The 22,752-nt window shown below is 75.9% G+C and carries 18 protein-coding genes; 6 read left to right on the plus strand and 12 right to left on the minus strand.

Features of this window, described 5'->3' with window-relative positions:
* Window positions 1-6: 6 nt before the first annotated feature.
* Window positions 7-969 carry an ACP S-malonyltransferase gene (locus CIB93_RS08590; RefSeq protein ID WP_096625696.1) on the minus strand — a complete coding sequence of 321 codons (963 nt, stop codon included), beginning with the start codon at window positions 967-969 and terminating at the stop codon, window positions 7-9.
* A 341-nt stretch (window positions 970-1,310) separates the two neighbouring features.
* On the opposite strand from CIB93_RS08590, the gene CIB93_RS08595 reads away from it, so the two are divergent.
* Both CIB93_RS08595 and CIB93_RS08600 read left to right on the plus strand, forming a co-directional pair.
* Complete coding sequence (locus CIB93_RS08595) at window positions 1,311-2,684, plus strand: hypothetical protein (RefSeq protein WP_257002095.1); 1,374 nt, start codon at window positions 1,311-1,313, stop codon at window positions 2,682-2,684.
* A 211-nt stretch (window positions 2,685-2,895) separates the two neighbouring features.
* Window positions 2,896-4,068, plus strand: coding sequence for a 4-hydroxy-3-methylbut-2-enyl diphosphate reductase (locus CIB93_RS08600; RefSeq protein ID WP_096625700.1), 1,173 nt, complete (start codon window positions 2,896-2,898; stop codon window positions 4,066-4,068).
* 57 nt (window positions 4,069-4,125) lie between these two features.
* Here the strand turns inward: CIB93_RS08600 and CIB93_RS08605 are convergent, their stop codons facing one another.
* The 7 genes from CIB93_RS08605 to CIB93_RS08635 form a co-directional block, all read right to left on the minus strand.
* Complete coding sequence (locus tag CIB93_RS08605; RefSeq protein WP_096625702.1) at window positions 4,126-4,914, minus strand: sugar phosphate isomerase/epimerase; 789 nt, start codon at window positions 4,912-4,914, stop codon at window positions 4,126-4,128.
* A 45-nt stretch (window positions 4,915-4,959) separates the two neighbouring features.
* The gene (locus CIB93_RS08610) at window positions 4,960-5,619 is read right to left on the minus strand and encodes a GAF domain-containing protein (protein ID WP_096625704.1); all 660 of its coding nucleotides are present in this window, start codon (window positions 5,617-5,619) and stop codon (window positions 4,960-4,962) included.
* Window positions 5,603-6,496 carry a S8 family serine peptidase gene (locus CIB93_RS08615; RefSeq protein WP_096625706.1) on the minus strand — a complete coding sequence of 298 codons (894 nt, stop codon included), beginning with the start codon at window positions 6,494-6,496 and terminating at the stop codon, window positions 5,603-5,605. The genes CIB93_RS08610 and CIB93_RS08615 overlap by 17 nt, the downstream gene beginning before the upstream one ends.
* A 35-nt stretch (window positions 6,497-6,531) precedes the next feature.
* Window positions 6,532-9,762, minus strand: a complete 3,231-nt coding sequence (locus tag CIB93_RS08620) for an adenylate/guanylate cyclase domain-containing protein (protein ID WP_096625708.1) — start codon at window positions 9,760-9,762, stop codon at window positions 6,532-6,534.
* A 181-nt stretch (window positions 9,763-9,943) separates the two neighbouring features.
* On the minus strand, window positions 9,944-10,162 hold the full coding sequence (locus CIB93_RS08625; RefSeq protein ID WP_096625710.1) for an aroma-sacti cluster domain-containing protein: 219 nt from the start codon (window positions 10,160-10,162) through the stop codon (window positions 9,944-9,946).
* Window positions 10,159-10,842, minus strand: a complete 684-nt coding sequence (locus CIB93_RS08630) for an iron-containing redox enzyme family protein (RefSeq protein WP_179500033.1) — start codon at window positions 10,840-10,842, stop codon at window positions 10,159-10,161. Before CIB93_RS08630 ends, CIB93_RS08625 begins: the two co-directional genes overlap by 4 nt.
* A 62-nt stretch (window positions 10,843-10,904) precedes the next feature.
* Window positions 10,905-12,056, minus strand: coding sequence for a radical SAM protein (locus CIB93_RS08635; RefSeq protein WP_096625714.1), 1,152 nt, complete (start codon window positions 12,054-12,056; stop codon window positions 10,905-10,907).
* 285 nt (window positions 12,057-12,341) lie between these two features.
* Between CIB93_RS08635 and CIB93_RS37790 the strand changes: the two genes are divergently transcribed.
* From CIB93_RS37790 to lanKC, 4 genes are all read left to right on the plus strand, one after another.
* Window positions 12,342-12,500, plus strand: a complete 159-nt coding sequence (locus CIB93_RS37790) for a hypothetical protein (RefSeq protein WP_179500029.1) — start codon at window positions 12,342-12,344, stop codon at window positions 12,498-12,500.
* 106 nt (window positions 12,501-12,606) lie between these two features.
* Window positions 12,607-12,765, plus strand: coding sequence for a hypothetical protein (locus CIB93_RS37795; RefSeq protein ID WP_179500030.1), 159 nt, complete (start codon window positions 12,607-12,609; stop codon window positions 12,763-12,765).
* Between the two features lie 189 nt (window positions 12,766-12,954).
* The gene (locus CIB93_RS08640; protein WP_096625716.1) at window positions 12,955-14,253 is read left to right on the plus strand and encodes an MFS transporter; all 1,299 of its coding nucleotides are present in this window, start codon (window positions 12,955-12,957) and stop codon (window positions 14,251-14,253) included.
* A gap of 11 nt (window positions 14,254-14,264) precedes the next feature.
* Window positions 14,265-16,880, plus strand: coding sequence for a class III lanthionine synthetase LanKC (gene lanKC, locus CIB93_RS08645; RefSeq protein WP_096625718.1), 2,616 nt, complete (start codon window positions 14,265-14,267; stop codon window positions 16,878-16,880).
* On the opposite strand, the gene CIB93_RS08650 is transcribed toward lanKC, so the two are convergent.
* The 4 genes from CIB93_RS08650 to CIB93_RS08665 all read right to left on the minus strand — a co-directional run.
* Complete coding sequence (locus tag CIB93_RS08650) at window positions 16,867-18,774, minus strand: AfsR/SARP family transcriptional regulator (protein WP_096625720.1); 1,908 nt, start codon at window positions 18,772-18,774, stop codon at window positions 16,867-16,869. The genes lanKC and CIB93_RS08650 overlap by 14 nt on opposite strands.
* A gap of 236 nt (window positions 18,775-19,010) precedes the next feature.
* On the minus strand, window positions 19,011-21,932 hold the full coding sequence (locus tag CIB93_RS08655; protein WP_096625722.1) for a helix-turn-helix transcriptional regulator: 2,922 nt from the start codon (window positions 21,930-21,932) through the stop codon (window positions 19,011-19,013).
* Between the two features lie 79 nt (window positions 21,933-22,011).
* Window positions 22,012-22,209: a hypothetical protein gene (locus tag CIB93_RS08660; RefSeq protein ID WP_096625724.1), complete on the minus strand. Its 198-nt coding sequence runs from the start codon at window positions 22,207-22,209 to the stop codon at window positions 22,012-22,014.
* Between the two features lie 75 nt (window positions 22,210-22,284).
* Window positions 22,285-22,752: lanthionine synthetase LanC family protein (locus tag CIB93_RS08665; RefSeq protein WP_306454806.1), on the minus strand; the 468-nt coding region annotated here is incomplete at its 5' end.

Consider the following 22,752-nt stretch of genomic DNA (forward strand, 5'->3'; position numbering starts at 1 on the left):
GGCCGGTCACCAGGGGAAGCCGGGTTCCGCGAGCGGGGCGTGCACCGGCGGAGCCGGGGACGGCAGCGCGTCCAGCACCTTGCGGGCGCTGGACGCGAGCGCGCCCCCCGTGCCCGCCTCGTAGAGGACGCCCGGCCGGTACGCGGACAGCTGGCGCAGTACGGCGGGTACGGCGGCCGGTCGGATCAGGCAGTCGGCCAGGCACGCCGCCAGATCGTCCCCGGGGCGGTAGCGGCGGCCCGCCACCGCCGAGTGGACCGGGAAGCGGGCCTCGGACCGGGGGTAGGCCCGGAGCGCGGCGGTGAAGGACCCGGCCGCCGCACCGAGCGACGGGTGGTGCGAGGAGAACGGCAGCCGCAGACGCACCGCGGCCACCTGCCGGTCCGCGGCCGCCTTCTCGACCCGGGCCAGCGCCGCCACCGGTCCCGAGACCACCACCGACGCCTCGTCGTTGACCACGGCCACCACCGTGTCCCCGGCCCCCGCCCGGTCCAGCAGGACGTGTGCGGACCGTTCCGAGCAGGCCAGGACCGTCAGCCCGCCGGGGCACGACGTCAGGACGAGTGCGAGGTCGTGGGCGGCGCGCGCGCCGTCGCCGACCGAGAACACCCCGGCGGCGGTCAGCGCGGCGATCTCGCCGAAGCTCACCCCGACCGCCGCGACCGGCTCCCCGTACGCCCGGCACAGCGCCCGGTGCACGGCCACCGAGGCACCGAACTGGGCCAGTTGGGAGACCCCCGGCGCGGCGAGCGCCAGGTCGCGCCCGCTCGGTGGCTCAGGCCCCAGCAGCCGGGGGCCGAGGGGCGGCAGCCCGCACTCCTCCGCGACCGGGTCGACCTGTTCGAAGACCTCGCGGACGGCGGTGCGCAGCTCGTCACCGGCGCGGGCGGCGTTCACCAGCGCGCTGACGGAGAAGTCGCCCTGGCCCGGAAACAGATGGACGGGCCGGACGGACGGGCCGGTGTTCATGGCGTTCCTCCGATCGGAGACGGCCGATGAGGCTCGGGGACGGAAGGGGAGCGGAAAGGAGAGGACGGATCGCGGACCGGCGCGGAGGGCGCACGGCGACGAAGGGGACGGTGACAGGGGCGGCGGGAACCCCGTTCGGCGAGTTCGCCGGGCGAAGGAGCGCACGGTCGGCAGGGCATGCGCCCCGGATGGGCACTGTGCGCGGCCGGGAAGGGCCTTCACGCTGAGTCTGCGGCAGACGGCTGCCCGTGCCGCCGGGGGCGGGCAGCCAGCATGTTGAAAACAGAACGATGTTGAACGGCCGCGCCTCCTCGGCGGCCGATGGGGGGAGGGTGGAGAGCGTGCGAGCACGCCGTACACCGAACCAGGCGCTGCGCATCCTCCTGGGCGAGGCCGGGTGGAGCGGTGCGCGGCTTGCGCGCGAGGTCAACGCGCTCGGCGCCGCGCAGGGGAACGTACTGCACTACGACCGCACCGCGGTGGCCCACTGGCTCGCGGGCAGCCGCCCGCGCCGCCCCGTGCCCTCCCTGGTCGCCGAAGCCCTCTCCCGACGACTGGGCCGGACGGTGCGGGAGCAGGACACCGGGCTGAGCGCCCCCCGGAGCCCCGGCCGCGCCCCCGTGGCGCCGGCCGACGAGGAAGGCGCCGTGGCACGCCTGGAGCACGTGCTGAACGCCGTCGACCGGCGCGGCGTCACTCTCGTCGGCGCCTACTCGCTCGCCGCCCTGGCGACATCGGCCGGACCGCCGGTCACCCCGCCCGCCGGGCCCGCCCCGGTCAGGCAGGTAGGCATGGCCAGGCAGGTGGGCACGGTCCATGTCACGTCCGCCCGGGAGATGCTCGCCCTCTTCTCCCAGGGGGACGTCGTCTTCGGCGCGGGCCGGGTCCACGAGCCGCTGCGCCAGTACCTGTCGGTCACCGTGCTGCCCTGGCTGAAGCGCGAGATGACCCCGGGAGTCCGGCGCGAACTGCTCACCGTCGCCTCCCGGCTCACCTACCTGTGCGCGTTCACCCACTTCGACATGAACCACCACGCCGCAGCCCAACGCCTCTACCTCACCGCAGCCGAGCTCGCCCGGGAGGCGGGTGACCGGATCGGGCACGGCCTCGCGCTGCGCGGACTGAGCGTGCAGGCACACGCGTTGGGGCACTTCGGTGAGGCCCACCACCTCGCCGAACAGGCCGTACAGGAAAGCCTCCGGTACGCCCCGCCCCACCAACAGGCCTTCTTCCACGGTCAGCTGGCCGTCGCCCTGGCCGCCCGGGGGGACGTCCGGCACACCCGTCACCTCTCGGCGGCCGACCGCTGCCTGGAGAGGTCGTCGAACGGTGACTCACCCGTCGGCGCGTTCCACCCCGGTTCGCTCGCGCTCCAGCGCGCCTCCGTGGCGGTGAGCAGGGGCGACCGCCGCACCGCGGCCGCGGCGCTCGACATCTCCCTGCGCCACCGCCCCGCCGACGAGCGCCGCTCCCGCGCCCTGGGGCTCGCGGAGCTCGCGGAGAACCGACTGGCCATCGGTCACCTGGAACAGGCGTGCCATGCCTGGCACAGGTTCCTCGACGTCTACCCTCGCATCCACAGCGCGCGGGCCGACGACCGGGTGCGCCTGATGATCGCCAAGAGCCGTCCGTACACCACGAGTGCGGCGGTGGCCGCGCTCCACGCACGCGCGCACGAGCTGCGGCGCGGGCGGAGCGCTGCGCCAGGGGAGTGAGTGGCGGGCGTCGCAGGAATACCGGGGCGGGGCCGCTCGGTTGGATGGCCTTGACGATCTTCGTCAAGCTGTGTCCCCCGCCTCCCACAACCTTCATCTACCTCCCTCCCCCATCACCCCCATCACCCCCATCACCCCCATCACCCCCATCACCACTCTCTCCCCTCTCGCCCCTTCTCCCGCAGACCTCGCGGACCATCGGCAGGATCGTATGAACCGAAGCAAACGCTCCGACGTCTTCTCCTCCACGTCTCTCCGGATCGCCCCGGGGGCGCTCTCCGTCGCGACGACATGGCGGCATCCCCGGCGAGGCTGGATGGACTGCCCCGCCCACCCGTTGCTCTCGGCCCATGCCCTCCGGGCCGGGTTCGCGGTGGCGACGCTGCCGTGGCCCGCGTCGGGACCCGGCGGGCGGCAGGAGCCGGCACCGCCGACGACGGTCTTCGCGGTCTCCTACGCGAGCCCGGAGGGCGGACACCGCGGCCTCGCCGTCGCGGCCCGCAGCGACGAGGCCGCGGCCCTGGCCTTCGCGCGCCACCAGATCGAGTCCTGGGGCGCGGTACTGCGGACCCGGCGGGTTCTGCACGTCAGTGAGGCGGCGGCCGGTGACGGCGGGCGGCTGGCGTGCGGGTGCCCCGTCGGCCGGGACTGCCCGTCGGCCGGGTACGCGGAGCGCTCGCTCCACCGCTCGGCGGACCGGGGGGACGAGGTCGTCGTCGTGGGCGAGCCGGTCACCGGCTCCGGTACGTGGCCGCGCCGCATGCCCGCCGGCCAGGTGATGCGGGCGGCGACCTTACGGCAGGCCGAGGCGCTTTGGGTGAGGGACCCGGACCGGCTCGCGTTCGTCGTCGCTCCCGGGGCGGTGGTCTCCGAGGCGGTGGGGATCCTCGGAGTGCTGCGCCGGCGCTTTCCGCGGCTGCGCGGACAGCACCCGGGGGAGTGGTGCTACACGATGGACGACCTGGACACGGCGGTCGGCTCCGTCCTCGCCCAGTCCGACGCGCTCCTCGTCACCGGTCGGAGCGGTGGCCCGCTGGCCAGCACAGCCCTGGTGCGGGCGGCCCGCACGGGGGTCAGGGTGCGGGAGCTGACCAGCCTGGACCGCCTCGGCCCGCAGGACATCGACGGGGCTACGGTCACGGTCCTGGACACGGCGGCCCCGGAGACGGGCCCGGGAACCGTCCCGGACCCGGGGTCAGGAGTGGACGTCGGTACGGGCTCCGGCACCGGAGCCCGGCAGGAGGGGGCTCCGGGCAGCCGGAGCGTGGGGCAGATCCTGGCAGGCCTCGGCCCGGCCAGCCACATCTGGCGCGTGGTGCGTACGGAGACCGTGGCGCTGCCCCCGCCCTCCCGTGCCCGCACCGAGTCACGGGCCACCGTCTGAAGGCGGCCCCGCGTTCCCGGTGGAGAGATCGGTGCCGGGCGCCGGGTGCGGCCCCGGCTACCGCTTCGGCGCACCGAGCCGCAACAGGTGGTCGCGGCCCGCGTCCAGCAGACCCGGCAGCCCCTCCGCTTCCGGGTGCCAGCGCTTCTCGTACTCCCAGCACACCCACGCGTCCGGAGCCAGCCCGTCCAGGCAGGCCGCCAGCGGAAGCGCCCCGGCCCCCGGCACCAACGGGGTGAGGTCCCGCGCCGATGCGACGTCCTTCACCTGGACGTACCCCAGGTGCGGGGCGAGCACGGCATGGCTGGCGGCGGGCTCCTCACCGGCGAGCCACGTGTGCAGCACGTCCCAGACCGCACCGATCCGGGGATGCCCGACCGCGGCCACGACCCGCGCGGCGGCCACCGCCGCGCGGTGCGAGTCATGGGTCTCCAGCAGGACGTTCACCCCCAGATCGGCGGCGTACGGCGCGGCGGCCCCGAGCCTCCGGGCGGCGGTCGCGTCGGCCGCCTCCCGGTCCTGATCGCCGCCGCCGGGGAAGACCCGGACGTACGGCGCCCCCAGGTCCCGGGCGAGCCGCACCAGCTCGGCCAGTTCCGCCAGGACCGGTCCGTCATCCCCCTCGGCGGCCACCCTCACGTACCCGGCGAGGGCCAGGATCTCCACCCCGGCGGCCTTGAACACCTCGACGACATCGGCGCGTTCGAGCGGCGAGAGCCCCAGGTGCACCGGCTCCTCGGGGTGGACGCGCAGCTCCACGCCCTGGTAGCCGTGCCCGGAGGCCAGCCGGACGACCTCGGCGAGGGGGGTCCCCGGCACTCCGAGGGTCGAGAAGGCGAGCTTCATCGTGCGTTTCCCTCCCTGGCGGCCGAGGCGCCGCGAGCGGTGTGCTCAGGCGGCGCCGCGCAGCAGCCGCTCCAGATTACCCAGCAGCTTCAGCGCGTCCTCGCGCTCCGCCCCCTCCAGCACCTGCCCGGGCAGGGCCGGGACATGCTCTGCCCCCCGTACCCGCTCCGGCTCCCGTACCCGCTCCGGGGTGATCACCCGCAGGGCGGCGGCGGCCTGCCGGGCGAACATGGCCAGCAGGTCCAGCTCCCGCAGGTTCGACCGGGCCTGCGGGGAGGGGTCCAGCACCTCCAGGACACCGAGGATTCGGGAGTCGCTGATCAGCGGGGCCGCCATCAGGGCGTTGGGCACATAGGCGGTCGACTCCGCCAGCGAACGGTCGAAGGAGGCGTCGGAGGTCAGGTCGTCCACCACCATCGGCTCCCCGGAGGTCGCCACCCACCCGGCGATCCCCCGCCCGGCCGGGAACCTGCGGCCCACCAGGAACTCCTCGCCCTGCCCGGACACCGCCTGGAAGACCAGCTCGTCCGCCTCCTCGTCGAGCAGGAAGACCGAACTGGCCTCGGCCCCGAAGATGGCACGGGCCACGTCGACCACCGACTGGAGCAGTTCGCTGCGCGGCGCGTCGGAGGCGGGGGCGGGCGTGGGGGGAGCGGAGGACGTGGGGGAGGAGAGGAGAGGTGCGGAATCAGTTCTCGGGGTCATCACGGATATCTCCTGCCGCTGTGGAAGGACGCGGCGCGTGACGCACGTTGGCCGCGGACAGATAGAGGGCGTTCTTGAGCTGGAAGGCCGTCATCCGGGGATGAGCGGACAGCACCCGGGCGCAGAGCCCGGCGACGTACGGGGTGGCGAAGCTGTTCCCCGTGGTGCGGATCGTCCGGCCGCCCAGCCACGGCACGGTCACGTTCTGGCCGGGACCGAAGAACTCCACCGGGGGGTCCGGGTTGTAGAGGTGGAGCGCGGGATCGTCCTCCTGGTGGCTGCCCACCGAGATCACCGAAGCGAACCGCCAGGGGAAACTCTCCACCGGAGTGTTGTGCGCCGAGGCGACGATCGCCGTACGGGCGAAGTAGGCGCTGTCGGCCAGCTTGTGCAGCTCCTGCGCGAACCGGGTGCGGGTGGTCGACAGGCTCAGGTTCACCACGTCGAAGCGCTGCTCGACCGCCCAGCGCAGTCCGGCCATCAGGATGTCGCCGGTGCCGGAGAACCGCTCCCCGAGCACCCGTACGCTGTGGATCTCGCAGTCCGGGGCGGTCCGCCGGACGATGCCCGCACACGCGGTGCCGTGCCCGCAGGTGTCGCCGGTGGTCGTCGGCTCCACCGTGATCTCCCCGCTCTCCCCGTCCTTGACCACCACCCAGGAACCGGCCAGGGGGCCGACCAGCGGATGATCCCGCTCCACGCCGGAGTCGACCACGCACACCCGGACCCCGCGCCCGGTGGCCGTCCCGGCGGGCCGGCCGCCCGGCGGCACCCGGTCCGCCAGCACCGGTACGTCGCCGGGGCCACGCCCGCGCAGACTCCACGTCAGCCCCTGCCCCGGGGCGGTACGCGTCGTGGCGGGAGTCTCGCCGATCATGGTCGGGCCCCCATCGGTTCCGCGGTCGTCATCGGTCAGCTCCGCTCTCTCGTCGTGGCCACGGCCGAGGGCGGCCGGGCGAGGAAGCCCGCGGCCCGTCGAGCCCCGGGCAGATGCCCCTTGCCCGTGAAGTGGGCCTCGGCCGACCGGGCGCACGCCCGGGCCTCCGTCTCCCGGCCCAGCGCGGCGAGGGTGTGCGCCCGGTCCAGCTCGGCCGTCGCCCGAACCAGCGGGGAGTCGGTGAGCAGCGAGGCCCGCACCGCCCGATCCGCCTGCCCCAGCGCCTCGCCCGGCCGCTCCGCCGCCGTCAGCCGGGCCCGCAGACCCGCCAGGTCCACCGCGTCCGCCCGGCTCAGCTCCGCCGGGTCGGCTACGTCCGCCACCCACCGGGCCGCCCGGTCGGCCCGGCCCCGATCCAGCTCCAGGCGGGCCGCGTCCAGCGCCACCGCCGTCCGCATCCCGGCCGCCCCGGTGCGCCGGGCCGCCTCGTCCGCCCGGTCCAGCAGAGCGAGGGCCTCCTCGCTCCGGCCGAGCAGCGCGGCCACCGTGGCCCGGAACACCGGCAGGAAGACCTCCGCCTCGGCGAACCCCAGCCTCCCGGCCAGCCGTTCGGCCTCGGCCAGCGCGCCGGACGCCTCCTCGGGCCGGTCCCGGAGCGCGTACAGCACCGCCAGCGGGCAGTTGAGGGTGACCCGGACCGTGGGGCGGCCCGCTCCGTGCGCCGCCAGCAGCGTCCGGCAGCGGACCACGGCGGCGGGCGCCGGAACGGGGCCGCGCCACAGCGAGACGCCGATCGCGCCCAGCGCCCCGGCCCGCTCCGGCTCCGCACCGGCCACCACAGCCTGCTCCAGCGCCCTGGCCTGGTCCCGCTCCGCCTCCTCGTGCCGTCCGGACCGCTGGAACTGCTGGGCGAGCCGCAGATGGGCGCGCGCCAGGCCGGTCGCGTCCCCGGCCGCCTCGAACACCGGCAGCACGGCGCGGGCCGTGGCCGCCGGGCCAGGGCCGCGGCCACCCGGATCCAGCACCGCCAGCGCCAGCCGGGCGTGCGCCGCCTCCACCGGATCGGCTCCCATGTCCCGTACCCGCAAAAGCAGTTCGGCCCCTTCCCGGGCCCGTCCCAGCGCCACCCGCACCTCGCCGAGCCGCCGCGTCGCCGCGGCGTCCCCGGGGCCGAGGTCCACCGCCCGCTCCAGCAGGCCGTGCGCCCAGTGCAGATCGGACCGGGCGGCGGCCTGCGCACCGGCCCGGCCCAGCGCGGCGGCCGCCCGTTCGCGCAGCCGCCGGGCCGTGTCGTCCAGCAGGCCCAGCTCGGCGCGGTAGCGGTAGGCGCGCTCCAGATGCCCGCCGACCGCGCCGTCCCCGCTCCGCAGCACACTGGGCAGCTCCGCCGCCCAGGCGTGCCGTTCCGCCTTGGCCCGCTTGGACAGCGAGGCGTACGCCACCTCGTGCACCAGACCGCTGCTGAAGCGGTACGCCGCCGCCTCCCGGCCGCCGCCCGGCGGCCCCGACTCCACCAGTCGGCGGCGGGCCAGCCCCGCCAACGCCTCCTCGACCCGCAGCCGGTGCCCGGGGCCGGGACCGGCCGCCCCGTCGAGCGGGCCGGGCCCATGGCCCTCCCCGGCCCGTACGGCCAGCTCCAGTCGGACCAGCTCCGGGGCGGTGAACTCCCGGCCGATCACGGCGGCCAGGTCCACCACCGAGCGCTCCGGCCGGGCCAGGGCCCCGATCCGGGCGCCCAGCAGGGCCTGGAGGGTGGGCGGCAGCTCCTCGCCGGGGCGGCAGGCGCCTTCCGGGACGGCCCGGTCGCCGATCAGCAACTGCTCCAGGTAGAGCGGATTTCCCCCGGCCCGCGCCAGGAGCCGGTCGTCCACCGGGCCGGGGCGGCCGCCCTGCCCGGCCAGCCCGGCGGCGAGCAGGACCGCCTCCTCCCGGGGGAGGCCGGTGAGCTGGAACTGCCCTGCCCCGCAGGGATGTCCGCCGCCCCCGCCCGGCCCGTCGCCCCCTTCCGGTCCTTCCGGCCGTCCCGCGCAGAGCACCAGTACGCCCGCGCACCCCGTCCCGTCGGTGAGGCGGCGCACCGTGCGGACCAGCAGCGGGGCCGCCGCGTGCCAGTCGTCCAGGACCAGGACGACCGGGCGGCGCCGGGCGGCCTGGTCCAGGACCGCAGTCAGGGCCGCGCACATGTCCTCGAAGGAGGCGTTCGGCGTGCCGTCGCGCAGCAGGCCGCCGGACAGCAGGGCCATCGCGTCGTCGACGGCCGGACCACCGGCTTCCCCGCCCGGCGTGCCGCCCCCGGACGGGCCCGGCGGCCCGGACGCCAGCAGGGAGCGGACCGCGTCGGCCAGCGGGGCGAGGGTGCTGTGGTCCCCGTAACTGCGGCACCGCCCCGCCCCGTACGAGAGCCCGCCGGACGCGTACCGCCGCGTCAGCCACTCCCGTACCAGCCGGGTCTTGCCGATCCCCGCCTCCCCGGTGACCCGCAGCAGCCCGCCGCCGCCGCGCACCGCCCGATCCAGGGCCGTGTCCAGAGCCTGTTGTTCGGCGCGGCGGCCGACGAAGGGCACGTCGAAGCGGCGCAGCAGCTCGGGGTCGTCGCCGCCCAGCGCCAGCAGCCGGTAGGCCTCCACGCTCTCCCGCTTGCCCTTCAGCCGCAGCGGTCCGGTGGGCTCGGCGCGGACCGTCGGACCGGCGGCCAGCAGGGTCCCCGGACCGATGAGGATCTCGCCGCGGCCCGCGTTCTGCTCCAGCCGGGCGGCGATGTTCACGGTCTCCCCGGACACCAGCGCCTGCCGGGCCGTCGCATCCGAACCGGCCACCACCTGACCGGTGTTGACGCCGACCCGGGTGGCCAGCTCGATGCCGAGGGTGGCGGCCAGCTCCTCGTTCAGCCGGGCCAGTGCCCGGCGCATCCCGAGCGCCGCCGCCAGCGCCCGGCGGGCGTCGTCCTCGCGGACCACCGGCACCCCGAACACCGCCATCACCGCGTCACCGATGAACTTCTCCGGGGTACCGCCCCGGGCGGTGATCTCCGCGCTCATCGCCTCGAAGTACCGCAGCGTCACCGTCCGCAGCGTTTCCGGATCGAGCACCCCGGACAGCGCCGTGGACCCGACGAGGTCGCAGAAGAGCACGGTCACCGGCTTGCGTTCGTCACCCGGGGGCGGGGCGGGGGCCGGGTCGGCCGCGGTGCTCGCGCACCGGGTCCCGCAGGACGAGCAGAACCGGGCCGTCGACGGCAGGTCCTGCTGGCACGATGGGCAGTTCATGGCGGGTCCTTCTCTCCCGGGAGCCGTGCGGTCAAGGGGGTGTCCGGCGGGTCACCTGGGGCTTGCGTCCTGACAGGCACGGGCCCGGCGCGCACCGGATGTTCGTGCCCCGGCGGGTACGGGCCCGGCGGCGGTGAACCGGACGCCGGGCCCGTACCGGTGATCGGTCACCGGTCGCGGGTCAGAACAGTGCGCCCCCGGCGATCTCCCCGTGCGCCTGGACCTCCGGCCCCACGGCGTCCAGTCGGCTCTTGACGTCGAGCAGCAGGGCCAGCTCCTGCGGGGTCAGCGCGTTCAGCACCTCGCGCTGCTCCTCGGTGAGCAGGTCCACGGGGAAGCCCGCCTCGTACAACGCGTCCGGCAGCGGCGGCCGTCCGGCGCTCTCGGGTGGTCCGGTCATGGTGTGACTCCCATCGGTGAGACAGGTCCGGCTCCCCGTGGCGACGGCGCCGCCACGGAGCGCCCGAGCCGGACGAACAGCCGGGTGAGCGCGTCCAGGGAGTGCAGCGCACTGACCGCCACGGTCGCCTCCAGCTCCCGGGTCAGCGGCAGCCGGTCCAGCAGTGCGTACAGCTCGTCCAGATGTCCCGTGTCGAGCACCGAGTGCTCCCGTACGGTCCGCAGGGCCGCGGTGGGCAGCCCGGTCCGCCGGGCGATGCGGTCGGTGAGGCCGGGGGCGGGGGCGTAGCCCTCCAGGACGGCGATGTAGCCGAGCAGGGCGACCGGGTGGTGGTGCTCGATCCAGTAGTGCTGGGCCCCGACGAGCGCGGCGACCAGGGGCGAGGGCATCGGGGCCAGCGCCTCGTCGGGCGTGCCGCCCGCCGCCCGCAGATCCTTCAGCAACCAGGCGTCGTGCCCCTCCTCCTCCCGGATGTGCTCCTCCAGATACGCGGCGAGCGGGGCGGCCGACGGATCGCCGGACGAGACCCGTCGCCGGACGCGTTCCAGGGCCAGCTCCATCAGGGGGACGGAGGCGCGGATGACGGCGTGCATGGTGCACAGATACGTCCGGTAGCGCGGCAACAGCCCCTCCGCGCGCCACATGTGGTGGGTGGCGCCCCGGAACTCCGGCTCCAGCAACAGGAGTTTGGTCCGAAGCCGGGCGGCCGCGCCGGGGACCCCGTCCGCCTGCCTCGCCCCGCTCACCGGGCGTCCCCCGCGTCGGTCTCCCGCGGTGGCGGCCCGCCCGCGAGGACCAGCGGCGCGTACGTCGCGCAGCCGTGGCGGCGCACCACGCCCCGCGCCCCCTCCCGGGAGCCGTGCAGCGCGGCCGCCAGGTCCAGCAGTTCCCCGGCGGCCCCGCCCGCCACCGCACGCGCCCCCGCCGCCACCGCCTCGTCCCCGCCCAGCGCCCGGCAGCCGTCGCAGTAGGAGCCGCGCGCGGCGCCGGAGCCGTACCGGGCGGCCAGGTGAGCGGGGCCGACCGTGCGGAGCATCCGCAGCACCGGGGACTCCAGTGCCCGGCGGCGCACCGTTCCCCAGTCGTCGTCGGCGATGTGGCCGAGGTCCAGATGGGCCGGGACCGGCCGCCGGTCCACGGTGTCCTGGTTGCAGCAGGCCAGCACCCGTCCGTCGAAGGCGACCACCGGCCAGGCGGCCATCGAGCACGGGGAGGCCGAGGCGGGGTCGGGGCCGATGCGGGCCGCCCGCGCCCAGGCCGCGGCCCGGCCGAACGGCCGCACCTCGTTGACCAGACACGGCACGCTGCCCCCGAACTCCCCCTGTACGGCCTGGGTGATGTCGGCGAGATACGGGTCGGAGCCGCCCGTTCCGGTGAGGTGGAGGCTCACGGCCACGCCCTCGTCCCGGATGAGGTGCAGGGCGCGGAACACGTCGGCGCGGGGCACCTCGCGCTCGTGGTGGACGTCCAGGGAGGCCGAGAAGTGGTCCACGGAGCGGATCGCACGCAGGATCGCGGGCGGAATCGCCCCGGCCCGGCGGCCGGCCCGCTGACCGGTCCGTCGCCCGTTCGGCCGGCCCCCGGACCGGGCGAAGAACATGCCGCTGAGCAGGGCCGTACGGGAGCCGGCGGCCCGCGCCAGCGTGCTCAGCCGCTCCGCGAGCCCGGGCAGCAGCAGCGGCTCGCCGCCGGTCAGCATGACCACGTCCGGCCGGTTCTCCTCGGTGAACGAGGCGACGAAACGCTCCAGTTGACCGGAGTCCGGCTCCTGGCGGGTGAACGGGCCCGACCCGGTCGAGCAGTGCGCGCAGCTCAGCGGGCAGCGCCGGGTGAGTCCGAGGAGCAGACCTGCGGCCGGGAAGGGCCGCCGTGCGACGAGTTCGGCGAGTTCCATGCGGGCCGCCTCCTTCGGGGCCGGGGCGCGTCGGGCGCGTACCCAGGCTGCGCGGCACCGGTTCGAGGACGGCCCGACAACGCTTCGGCAGCGGTATGGGCCCAGCTCAGGGCGGGCCCCCGGGCCCCGGCCGGAACCGTCGGGGGGTGCTCCCACCAGTCCGAGCTGGCCCGATACCGGTGCCATACCGGCGCCGAAGCGATCGCCAGGCCGGGCTTCCTAGCTTTCTCGGCAACGGCAGGCACCGGCCCGCCGCACCGCAGTGACGAGTGGATGGAGATCGCCATGTCCGAGAACACCAAGCCCGCGGCCGACGGCACCGACGAGACGCCCGAGGTCGAGGCTCACTCCGTGCTGGACCTCCAGGAGACGTCCGTCCAGGGCGACCGTGACATCTCGGTCCCCGGCAACTGCATCAGCGTGCTGAGCGTCGTCGAGAACTGACCTCACGCACCGGTGACCGAGGGGCGCGTGCCCCGCAGTTCCCGTTCCGCAGCTCCTGTTCCGCAGTTCCCGTTCCGCAGTGACGAGTGGATGGAGAGAGATCGCCATGTCCGAGAACACCAAGCCCGCGGCCGACGGCACCGACGAGACGCCCGAGGTCGAGGCTCACTCCGTGCTGGACCTCCAGGAGACGTCCGTCCAGGGCGGCGAGACGACCGACGGCAACTGCATCAGCGTGCTGAGCGTCGTCGAATCGCAGCGCTGATCGCACCGGGCCGGGCACCGCGGCGGGACGAGGCGGACACCTCGTCTCCCCGGTGCCCGGCCCGCGGACGGGCGGTACGGGACGGCTCCGCGAGCACGGGAGAGCCGTCCCGCCGCGCTCCGCCCCCTCCGCCACGTAACGCACGACCCGCCCAGCCCTCCCCGCACCGACGATTTCCGGGAGCCCCCGATGGCCACGCCGCTCCGCTCCAACCGGGACTTCCGGCTGCTCTGGATGAGCGGCCTCTTCGCCGTTCTGGGCAGCCAGATGAGTGCCCTCGCGCTGCCGCTGCTGATCCTCAAGGAGACCGGCTCCGCGGTGCAGGCGGGCACCGTGGGGACCGTGTCCATCTGCGCGGTGCTGATCACGATGCTGCCGGGCGGGGTCATGGCCGACCGGATCGAGCGCCGCCGTCTGATGCGGCTGTGCGACGTGGGAAGCCTGATCGCGGTCGCCGCCCTGACCGTCGCGGTCTGGTACGGGCGCGCCCCCATGGCGCTCGTCCTGCTGGTCGCGACCGCCGGTGCCGTGCTGAACAGCGTCTACGCCCCCGCCGCCTTCGGTCTGATGCGCGCGGTCGTGCCGGCGGACCAGCTGGGCACGGCGACGGCACGGCTCCAGGCGCGTACGGCCACCACCCGGCTGGTGGGCCCGCTCGTCGGCGGCGCGCTCTTCGGGGTCCACCAGGCACTGCCCTTCACGGCCCAGTTCCTCGGCCTGTTCCTGTCGACCGTCTGCGTGGCCCTCGTGCGGACCCGCTCGGCGGCCAGGGCGAAGGCCGGTTCGGTCTTCAGCCGCGCCGAACTCACCGCCGGGCTCGGCTTCCTGTGGCGACTTCCCTATCTGCGCACGGTGCTGCTGGTCTTCGGCCTCGGCATGAACTTCGCGTTCGGGGCCCTCACCTTCACCGCGCTCGCCGTCTTCTCCGAGGGCGGACGCTCCGGGCTCGGCGGCGGGTTCGTCATCACCTGCGTCTCGGCCGGAGCCCTCGCCGGTGCGCTGCTCGCGCCCCGGATCGCCCCGGACCGCCATGTGCGGCCCCTCCTCGTCATCACCTGCTGGAGCTGTGTGCTGACGGCCGGGGTGCTGGCCTGGCTCAGCAGCCCGCTGGTGGCTGGTCTGCTGTGCGCGCTGTGCATGTGCCTGTCGACGGTCGCCAGCATCGGCTTCCTGTCGACCCTGCTCATCGTCACCCCCGAGGACCGGGTCGGCCGGGTGCAGAGCGCGGCCTCCTTCCTGTCCTCGGTCGTCCAGCCGTTCGGCCCGCTCGCGGGCGGCGCGCTGCTGACCGCCCTGGGCAGCCGCACCGCCTTCGTCGCGACCGGGTGTGTGCTGGCCCTCTCGGCGGCGGTGGTCACGTTCGCCCCCTCCGTACGGGCCGGGGCGTCCCCCGGCGGGTCACCGGCCCGCTCCGGCCCGGGGGACGCACCGCAAGAGGCTCCGGCCCGACCCGCCCACGACACCGCCGGCCGTCCCGGCACACCCTGAGGAGGAACGCCGTGCCCGGCATCCAGGAGACCCAGCTCTACTGCCTCGCCGACCGCAGGTACTACGACACCCCGGCCCGCCTCCCCGACCAGGAGACCCGCTACCCGCTCGACGCCGCCGAGCCGCCCCCCGGCTGGCGGCGCGTGGCGGGCGGCCTGTGGACCTCGCTGCTGCCGGAGGACGGCGAACCGGCCGAACAGGGCTGGAAGATCCATGTGTCCACCGTCCCCGAGGAGGCGGCGCGGACCCTGCGGGACACCGCCCGGATCTGCCTCAGGCACCGGGTGCCGTTCAAGTTCCTCCGCAGCGAGCAGGCTCTCCTGCTGATGTCGGGGAAGTACATGTCCCGGGGCAGCGCGGGGAAGTTCCTCACCCTCTACCCGCCCGACGGGACGGCCCTGACCCGGGTGCTCGACGAGCTGACCCGCGCCCTGTCCGGCCGCCGGGGCCCCTACATCCTGAGCGACCTGCGCATCGGGGACGCGCCCGTCTACGTACGGTACGGAGCCTTCGTCGACCGCTGGTGCCGTGACGCCCGGGGCGAGCGCGTGCCCGCCCTGCGCCACCCCTCCGGTGAACTCGTGCCCGACGAGCGCGGGGTGGTCTTCCGGGTTCCTTCATGGGTCCGGGTGCCCGAGCAGCTGCGTCCGCACCTCGCCGCCCGCGCGGCCGCCCGCGACGACTCCTTCCCATACACCGTCACCGAGGCCCTCCAGTTCTCCAACGCGGGCGGCATCTACCTCGCCCGGCACCGGGAGACCGGCCACCGGGTCGTGCTGCGCGAGGCCCGCCCGCACTGCGGACTCGACGCGGTGGGCGACGACGCCGTGACCCGGCTGGAGCGCGAGCACCGGGCGCTGAAGGCGCTCGCCGGGCTCGACTGCGTACCGCGGGTGTACGGGGTGCGGACCGTGTGGGAACACCGGTTCCTGATGACGGAGTACGTGGAGGGGCCCACCCTGCTCGACGAGATCGTCGCCCGCTTCGCCCTGGTGCGCGGCGCCCGCACCCCGGCCGAACTCGCCCCGTACACCGCGTGGGTGGACCGGGTCACCGGCCAACTGGCCGCCGCTCTGGCGGAGGTGCACGGCCGGGGACTGCGCTTCGGCGACCTGCACCCCTCCAACATCATCCTGCGGCCCGACGGACGTCTCGCCCTCGTCGACTTCGAGTACGCCACCGCGCTCGACGACGACCGCACCCCGCTGGCCGGAGCGCCCGGCCTCCAGGCCCCGCCCGGCACCCCCGGCGCGGAGGCCGACGCCTACGCCCTGTGGGCGACCTGGCTCACCATGCTGATGCCGCTGACCGAGATGGCCGCCCACGACCGGGCCAAGGCCCTGGCCCTGGAATCCTGGGCCCGGGGGCGCTACGGTCTCGCACCCGACGCCGGTCCGCCCCGCCCGGCCCTCCTGCGTGCGGCGGAGAGCGCCGCCGACCGCGAGAGCGAGATCGCGGCACTCCTCGAAGGACCCGCGCCCGACTGGGCCGAACTGCGCACCCGGCTGCTCGCGGGCATCCACGCCGGCGCGACGCCCGAGCGCCGTGACCGGCTCTTCCCCGGTGACCCCAAGTCCTTCGCCACCGGCGGCACCGACCTGGCGCACGGGGCCGCAGGCGTCCTGTACGCCCTCCACCGGACCGGGGCCCCCGTCCCGGCCGAGTGGACGAACTGGCTGGCCGACGCCGCCCGCCGCCGTGACCCCGCTTCCCCGGGCGGCCTCTACGACGGCCTCCCGGGCACCGCCGTGGCGCTGGCCCTGCTCGGCCGCACGGACGAGGGGCGCGAGCTGTTCGCCCGGGCCGTCGCCGCCGCCCACCCGTCCCCCTCGGCCGACCTGCTGACCGGCCGGGCGGGCGTCGCGCTCGCCGCCCTCCGCCTGGCGACGGTCGGCCCCGGGGCCCCGGACCCGGAGCTGGTGGACACCGCCCTGCGCACGGCCTGGGACCTCGACTGCCTGGTCCGGGGCGAGGCGGTGCCGGACGGCCCGGCCGCCCCGCCCTCCGCCGGACTGCTGCGCGGGCTCAGCGGCGCCGCCCTGCTCCACCTCGAACTGCACGCGCTCACCGGCGAGGACTGGCTCCTGCGCGCCGCCCGCACCGCCCTGTACCGGGACTCCGGGCACTGCGTGGAAATGCCCGACGGCACGGTCCAGGTCAAGGACGGACGCCGCCATCTGCTCTACCTCGACCAGGGCAGCGGCGGCTTCGCCCTCGTCGCCCGCGCCTACCTGGCCCGGGAGGAAGCGCCCGCGCTGGCCGGCCTGCTGCCCGGGGTGCGCACGGGCTGCGGCAACGAATTCGTCCGCGAACCAGGCCTGTTCACCGGCCGCGCCGGACTCGTCTCCACCGCCCGCCAGCTGGAGGAGGGCCCGGCCGGGCCCGAGGTCCTCGCCTCCGTACGCAACCTGTCCTGGCACCTGGTCGCCGACGGGGACCGGCTGCTGGTGCCCGGGGCGAGGCTGCGGCGCTGCTCCGCCGACCTGGCCACGGGGGCGGCCGGGCTGCTCCTCGCCCTGAGTTTCCTGGCCGGGGCGGAAGCCGGGGAGGGCAGCGATACGGCCGCCGCCCCCGGGGGTGGCGGCCACCGGCCGCACGACCTGCTGAGTCTGCTCACCCTGGGATGAGGGCGGCGGCCGCCGGTGCGCCGGGGCGGGCCCCCGTGTCCCGCTCGCGCGCGAACAGGCCCAGAAGGCGCGGTACTTCGTACAGCGCGGCATGGGCGGTGACCTCCCCGGCGGGCGAGGACACCGCCCCGGCGTCGATCAGCGACTCCACGGCCCGCAGCGCCGCCCGCTCCCCGCAGCCCAGCGCCGCCGCGGCCCGGTCCAGGGTGAAACCGCGGTCCTCGCCCGGCCCGGCCAGCCGCCCCAGCGCCCAGCGGTCCCCGTCGGCCAGGTCCCGCCAGCCGGACGCGATCCACCGCCGTACGGAGAGGTCCCCGGCGACCAGCTCGTCCAGCGCGGCCGACGGGTCCTCCAGCCGGGCCGCGTACTCCGCCAGCGGCAGATGACGCAGCACCGCCAGCCGCATCCCGCTCACCCCGACCGCCAGCGGCAGCCCCCCGCACGCCCGGACGATCCGCAGCGCCGCCGCCGGGTCCGCCCGCAGCCGCCCCGCCCCGATCAGCTTCCCCAGCAGCTCCAGCGCCTCACCGTCCGCCAGGTCGGCCAGCGCGATCCGGTGCACCGGGGCCAGACCGGCCAACGGGCGCCGGGCGGTGACCAGGACGCGACAGCTCCCCGACCGGGGCAGCAGCCCGCGTACGGACGCCTCGTCCGGAACGTCGTCCAGGAGGATCAGGGCCCGGTGGCGCGCCAGCCACTCCTGCCAGGCCTCCGCGAGCACCGCCGGGGCGGCGGGGCCGTCGGCCCGTACGTCGTCGAAGGGACCCGCCGCCGACGCCGGGGCGGCCCCCGGCACCCCGCACAGCCTCCCCAGCTCCGCCAGCACCTCCGCCACCCCGCGCCCCGTACCGTCCTCCCGCCGTATCCGGACCTGGACGCGGCCGTCGGGGAAGCGGTCGGCGAGCAGATGCGCCGCCCGCACCGCGAGCGCCGACTTCCCCGACCCGGCCGGACCCGAGAGGACCACCACGCGCTCCTCGCCGCCGTCCAGCGCCCCCAGCAGCCCGCGCAGTTCGTCACGGCGGCCGGTGAAGGCCCCGGTGTCCGCGGGCAGCGCCACCGCGCGGACCGCCTCCGGGGCCGGGGGCCGCCGGACCTCGCGCCCCCGGCCGAGCACCGCCCGGTAGAGCGCCGCCATCGCCGGGCTCGGCTCCAGCCCCAGCTCCCGGGCCATCAGCTGCCGGTAGTCGTCGTAGACCGCCAGCGCCTCGGCCTGACGGCCGCACTGGTGCAGGGAGTTCATCCAGGCGGCCCGCAGCCGCTCCCGCAGCGGATGCCGCTCCACCAGGTCCCGCAACCCGTCCACCGCTACGGCCGCCCGGCCGAGCTCCGTCTCCGTCTCCGCCCAGTCCTCGTAGACCGTCAGACAGCGGGCCTCCAGCCGGTCGGCCTCCTCGGCCACCACAGCGGAGTCCCGCAGATCGTTCAGCGGCGGCCCCGCCCACAGATCCAGCGCCGCACGCAGCAGCCGGGCCGCCCCCGGCCGGTCCCCCCGCTCGGCCGCCGCCCGCCCGGCGCGCGCCAGCGCCCCGAAGCGCAGGGCGTCCAACTCGCCCTCGCCGATCCGCAGCAGATAGCCGCCGCAGCCGTGCACCACCCGGTCGCGCCCGTCCTCCCCGGCCGGGCCCAGCAGGGTGCGGGCCGCACTGACGTAGACCTGGAGGTTCTTGCGGGCGGTCCGCGGCGGATCGTCCGGCCACACCGCGTCGGTCAGCACGTCCACCGGTACGGGGGTGTTGGGGCGGGCCAGCAGCGTGGCGAGGACGAGGCGCTGTTTGCGCGGCCCGAGCGGCAGCTCACGGCCGTCGCCGGTACGGGCGGTGAGCGGGCCGAGCAGAGAGACGTGCACGCCACCGGCGGGGGGCGAACCGGCGGGGACGGGAGGACGGGTCATCAGCGGGCCTCCGGGAACGGGGACGGGCGGCAGACTGCCGTACGCGCACCTCGATCCTGCCGCCACCCGGACCGCCCCCACATCGGGGCCCCACCCGCATTTTCCGCCCGCACACCCGACCGAAACCGCCCCGGGCCCCCATGTTGCGGGCCCGGCACCCGACCCCCGCGCCCCCGGCACCCGACCCCCGGCACCCGACCCCCGGCACCCGACCCCCGGGCCCCCGGCCCCACGGTTCAGGCGGAGTCCACCGTGCACTCGGCGGCGAACTCGCACAGCGCGGCCCGGTCCGCGCGCCCCGTCTTGCTCAGCAGACTGGCCATGTGCTTCTCCACCGTGCGCGGTGAGATGGACAGCCGCCGCGCGATCTGCTGGTTCCCGGGCCGCTCGGGCAGCAGCACGAACACCTCGTACTCGCGCGGCGTCACCCCGCTGCTCCGCAACGGGGACGGAATCCGGTCCCAGCCGCCCCGGTGCTGGGTCACGCTCGCCCCGGCCCGCCGCAGCGCCGCCCGGCACGCGGAGGCGACCGGCTGCACCCCGGCCCCGTAGAAGAACTCCTCGGCGGTCCGCAACCACGCCACCGGCTCGCCCCAGCCGTCCGCGCGGGCCGGGTCCGCGGCCAGCCGTAGCCCCAGATGGCGGGCGACCGGAAAGGGCGCGGCGGACACCTCGAAGGACGCCATCATCGAGGCCGCCCCGGCCGCGTCCCCCGCCCGGCCCAGCAGGACCGCACCGCCCAGCTCCAGGAACTGCCGGTTCCACGCGAGAGTCCCCCCGGGGGCCGACCGTGCCGCCTCCAGCTCCGCCCGGTCCGCCTCGCCCGCCAGGACCCGCAGCAGCGGGCGCAGCCCGTACCGCCCGCTCAGGTAGTAGTAGCTCGGGTGGTCCGCCTCCCAGGCCAGCGCCTCGTCGAGCTCGGCCGCCGCCCGCTCCCGGTCCTCCTCCAGCAGCGCGCCGAACGCCCGGCACAGGCCCGACCGCAGCGGCACCAGCAGGGACTGCTCGCCCCCGGCCCGCCGGAACGCGGCCAGCGCCCGGTCCATCTCCCGCCGCCGTCCCCGGTGCGCCGCCAGCGTGGCCCCGGCCAGCAGCAGATAGCGGTGCGCCGACAGATCACCGACCCGGGCGCTGGCCCGGGCCGAGCGGTCGATGATCTCCTGCGCCTCCTCCCACCGGGCGCACAGCACCGCGTTCATCGCGAGCAGCCCGTCGACCGTACGGGTCAGCATCAGCGCGCCCAGCTCGGCGGCCGCCGCCCGCGCGGAGAGCAGCCGGGAGGCGTCCCCGGTCCGCATGAAGGCGTTCGCCCCCAGCCGCACCAGCGCTTCCACCCGCCAGATGGGCAGGGCGTGTTCGGTGGACAGCGACAGCATCCGCTCCAGCGCCCCGTCCGCCGCGTCGAACCCCTGCTCCCGCCGCAGCAGCGCCAGTAACTGCCAGGCCTGGCAGGCGACCACGGGCAGCCCCTCGGCCTCGGCGGTCTCCGCCGCCTCCCGTACGGCCCGCTCGGTTTCCGCCGGACCCCGCGGGGCCCGCCCGCTGCCCGGCAACAGGGCCAGATGCCCGTCGACCACGGCGAGCGCGGCCCGCCGGCCGGCGAGCGGGTCGGGGCCCAGCAGGGCGCGGGCGGCATCCGCCTGACGGGTCGCGTCGGCGGTCCGCTCCGTCATGACCGCCACCCAGGCCAGCTCGATGTGCGCCTCGCCGCGCCGGGCGGCGGCCTCGGAACGGGCCGGGACCGGCGGCAGCGCGTCCGCCAGCGTCAGCGCGCCGTCCAGATCACCGCCCTTCGCCCGGGCCAGGGCCAACGACTCGGCGACGGCGGAGCGGTCACCCTCGGCGGCCAGGGAGTGCGCCCGCTCCAGCAGCACCACGGCGGAGCCGTACGCCCCCGAAGCGAGCATCCGTCTTCCCGCCTCCGCGAACTGACGGGCCGCCGCGGCCCGGTTGCCCGCGGCCAGCTGGAGCGAGGCGACGAGCTGCCGCCCGTCCTCGTCCAGCGGCTGCCCGGAGTCCTCGATGGCCGCGGCTGCCCGGCGGGCCAGGGAGGCACGCTCGGCCGGGGCGAGCGAGGAGATCAGAGCCTCGGCGGTCAGCGAGTGCCGGAAGGCGTAGCGGTCGGGGGCCGCGCCGTCCGGGGCGATGAACCCGGCCTCCACCGCGGACCGCAGATGCGAGAACAGGGCCCGGTCCTCGAACCGGGTGACGGTCTGGAGCACGGTCACCGAGAACTGGCTGCCCAGCGTGGCCGACGCCAGCAGGAGCTCCCGCACCGGCTCGTCCAGCCGCTCCAGTCTCCGGGCCCAGCTGCGGACGATGTCCGAGGGCACCGATCCCTCCGGCTGCTCCGTCGCCGCCCACCCGCCGTCGGTCCGGCACAGCCGCCCGGTGTCGAGCAGGTCGGCCAGCAGCACTTCCAGCAAGTAAGGGTTGCCCGCGGCGCGTTCGGCCAGCCGCCGGTGCACCGCGTCGGGTATCTCCTCCGGCCGCGCCTCCAGACACGCCCCGGTCAGTGCCCGCGCCTGCGCCTCGCCGAGCGGCCCCAACTCCCGCACCGCCGCGACGTGCCGGCGCTCCGCGGAGCGTACGAGGTCCAGCGCCGCCCCCGGCTCCGGGCGCAGGGTGCCCAGCAGCAGGATCGGCAGTTCGGCCAGGTTGTCGATGACGTACTCGACGACCGCGACGGTCTCGGTGTCGCAGTCGTGCAGATCCTCCAGCAGTATCGCGCAGCCCGCCTCCCGGCCCAGCACGGACAGCAGCCGCAGCAGCGCCTCGGCCAGTTCCACGACCGTCTCCGGATAGCCCGGCGCACTGCCCTTGCGCCATTCCGGAACCAGCCGGGCCAGCGCCGGGTGGTAGGGCGTCAGCTCCGGGTCGTCCGGGGTTCCGGCCGCCCGGAACCGGGAGGCCAGCGCCTCCGCCAGCGGGCGGAACGGGACGACGAGACCGGTCGAGGTGGCCCGGCCGCGCAGCACCGGCATCCCGAGCTCGTAGGCCCGGTAGGCGCACTCGCCCACCAGCCGGGACTTGCCGATGCCGGCTTCCCCGAGGAGGAACAGCGCTCGCCCCGAACGCCGTTGTACGGAGTCCAGGGCGCCGCTCAGCAGTCCGATCTCGTCGTGCCGACCTACGATGACCGGCGAAGTCGCTCGCATGGCCGCAGGTTACTGGAGCCTGAACTTCTAGGGCAGCGGATCAATCTGGCTGATTTCGCGCCGAGTTGGCGAGATTCGGTCAGAACGGGGACGTCATGGTGGTCCACGGCAGATCGTGACTGTAGCCGGTCTCGCCCTCCGAGACGCTCAGGAGTCTGCTCCGGGCGCCGAGCCCTCCGGTGGAACCGAGGGAGATCCGTCCGGCCGGGTGCTCGGCCGCGCCCCCGTCCCCGGTCTCGTCGGACGCCTGCGTGGCCGCTTCGTCGTACTGAGTCATATCTGCCTCATCCTCTGGTGGTGGACGAATCGTCAGGTGGTGGAACGGCGGGTCGTCAAGTGGTGGAACGGCGGATCAAGGAGCCCGGGAGGGGCGCAGGAGCAGGGCGGAGCCGATCCGGTCGGGGAACCCCGCCCGCAGCAGTCCGTGACCGATCCCGGACAGCCCGGTGAGCAGCGCCGGGTGGGGCACGCGGCCGGGGGTCCCGCACTGCGGCCCGTCCCGGTCCGCCGCTGCGAGCAGTGTCCCGGCCCGCCGCACCCACGGGGCCCGCGAGGCGGGCAGCGAGCGGTGGCCGAGCAGTTCGAGGAGCCCCAACTCACCGTGACACAGGCTGTCGTTGGAGAGTGGACCGGTGTCGGCCAGCTCGCCCGTGACCCTCGCGGACCAGTCGGACAGCTCCGGGTCGGCGAGCGCGTCAGGGCTGTCCGCGACCGCGAGCGCCACCCCGGCCGCCCCGTCGCACCACGCGGGCCCGCCCGTCGTCGCGGCGGCGGCCCGGCGCAGGGCGTGCAGCCCGGCGGCCCGGTGACGGGCGTCGCC

The organism is Streptomyces sp. WZ.A104 (genome assembly GCF_002382885.1).
Classification (GTDB): Bacteria; Actinomycetota; Actinomycetes; order Streptomycetales; family Streptomycetaceae; genus Streptomyces.